The sequence below is a fragment of the Mordavella massiliensis genome (assembly GCF_016901695.1).
Lineage (GTDB): Bacteria > Bacillota > Clostridia > Lachnospirales > Lachnospiraceae > Claveliimonas > Claveliimonas massiliensis_A.
The window spans coordinates 1-2,385 of the sequence record NZ_JACJKS010000041.1 but is presented as its reverse complement, the minus strand read 5'-3'; the positions used below and the strand labels follow the sequence as shown (position 1 = coordinate 2,385).

Genomic DNA, 2,385 nt, shown 5'->3' with positions numbered 1-2,385 from the left:
GGGCTGCTTTTTGTGGGGTATCTTTTTTCCTTGCCATAAAATAAACCTCCAAACTGGTAAGTCTATCTTACATCAGTTTGAAGGTTTACACAAACTTTGGGATACTTCCATACTTTTCCGTTCCCTGCGCTCCGACGAAAGCAAACGGCGGTCGCACAAGGAACCACCCTTTCCATGCGCCAGACAAATGGGAGGCCTTTAAAAAATATAACATCCGAGATGTAGAAACCGAGATCGGCATTAAGGATCGTCTTGCCAAGTTCCCTGTACCGGAGGAGGTCTGGGATGAATACCACATCGATCAGTAAATCAATGACAGAGGTGTCCGGCTCGACATGGATCTTGTAAGGAAAGCCATCGAAATGGACTCCCGTTTTCGGTCAGAACTGACAGCTGCCATAAAAGATATAACAGCACTTGATAATCCAAACTCCGTCCAGCAAATGAAACAGTGGCTCTCCGACAACGGTCTCGAAACTGACAGTCTTGGGAAGAAGGTGGTAGCAGAACTTATTAAAACTGCTCCTCCAGAGCTTCAGACCGTTCTGGAGCTCAGACAGCAGCTTGCCAAATCCTCCGTCAAAAAATACCAGACGATGGAGCGAGCGGTCTGTGATGACGGAAGGGCTCGCGGCATGTTCGCCTTTTACGGAGCGAATCGTACCGGACGCTGGGCAGGCAGACTTATACAATTACAAAACCTCCCTCAAAACCATCTCCCAGATCTGGCTGCTGCACGTGCTCTTGTAAAATCCGGAGACTTCGATGCAATAAAACTCCTATATGAGGATGTACTAGACACGCTCTCCCAGCTGATCCGGACAGCATTCATCCCGAAGGGCGGTACGCAGTTTTATGTTTCTGACTTCAGCGCCATCGAAGCAAGAGTCATCACATGGTATGCAGGGGAGACGTGGCGCCAGAAAGTCTTTGAAACCGGAAGCGACATCTACTGCGCCAGTGCCAGCCAGATGTTCCATGTCCCGGTCGAGAAGCATGGCGTTAACGGCCACCTGCGTCAAAAAGGCAAAATTGCGGAATTGGCTCTCGGCTACGGCGGCTCAGTCGGTGCCTTAAAGGCAATGGGCGCTGTAGAAATGGGCTTAACTGAAGATGAGCTCCCTCCGCTGGTGGATGCATGGCGGCAGACTAACCCTAACATCGTGAAATTCTGGTGGGATGTCGACCATGCTGTTATAGAGGCTGTGAAGTATAAACACACAACCAGCAGCTACGGACTTACCTTCTCCTGCCGCTCCGGGATGCTCTTTATCACGCTGCCCTCCGGACGGAACCTCGCCTATGTAAAGCCAAAGGTCGGTATCAATAAATTCGGCGGCGAGTGTATCACCTATGAAGGTGTCGGAGCCACAAAGAAGTGGGAACGGCTCGATTCATACGGGCCGAAATTTGTGGAGAACATCGTGCAAGCTACCTCCCGCGACATTCTTTGCTATGCTATGAAAACGCTGCGCTGCTGCTCCATCGTCATGCATATCCATGACGAACTGGTTATCGAAGCAGACCCTCGCATGTCTCTCGACGTTCTCTGTGAACAGATGAGCAGAACTCCGCCGTGGGCAAAAGGCCTGAAGCTCCGCGCAGACGGTTACATCACGCCTTTCTACAAAAAAGATTAAAAATCGTCCGCTCAAATCAGGCGTTCATCTCCAGTGGAAATTGGAGGTGGACGCCTTTAAGTCTGCCCGGAAAGGAGGACTTTTGAGTGAGTAACGATTATCGCAACAGCGAAGGCTATTCCGACCCAACTGCAGGTGAAGCACTCTCCCGGATTGCTGCAAATGAAAAGCAGTCCCTTCGTGCCTTCCGGCCTATCGTCTACATCTGCTCTCCGTTTTCCGGAGATGTGGAAAAAAACATAGCTAATGCCAGACGCTACAGCCGCTTTGCCGTGGACAAAGGATATATCCCTATCGCGCCGCATCTGCTATTTCCACAGTTCCTTGACGATGACAATCCGGAAGAACGTGAGCTTGGTCTTTTCTTCGGAAATGCCCTTATGAGCAAATGCGCCGAGGTCTGGGTGTTCGGTAGCCGCATCTCATCCGGTATGGAAACAGAAATCAAACGCGCCAAGTGGAAGAACTATCACTTGCACTATTTCACAGAAGAATGTCAGGAGGTTTAACGCTATGTATGAAATTAAGGAAAATCGCAGAGAGCTTTTCGACGGCACTAAGATTACAACCTACACCCGCGATGTGGTAAATGCCAATGTCTGGTCCTATGTCAAGAAAAAGTACAAATTAAACATGCGAGACCGTTTCAAGTTTTGTGTAAATTCAAAAAACTGATATAAGATATGTCATTAGTTACTCTTGGGCAGAGCTGTTTTTTTGAGGTTCTGCCCTTGCTTGTATTATA

1 protein-coding gene and 1 pseudogene are annotated in these 2,385 nt (G+C 49.0%); both read left to right on the top strand.

The window, feature by feature from the left end; translation table 11 throughout:
* Positions 1-110: 110 nt before the first annotated feature.
* Positions 111-1,640: pseudogene (locus tag H6A20_RS12945) on the top strand (DNA polymerase); the annotation flags it as partial.
* 86 nt (positions 1,641-1,726) lie between these two features.
* Entirely contained in the window at positions 1,727-2,149 is a 423-nt protein-coding gene (locus tag H6A20_RS12940; RefSeq protein WP_204907513.1) for a DUF7768 domain-containing protein, read from the top strand.
* Positions 2,150-2,385: the final 236 nt, after the last annotated feature.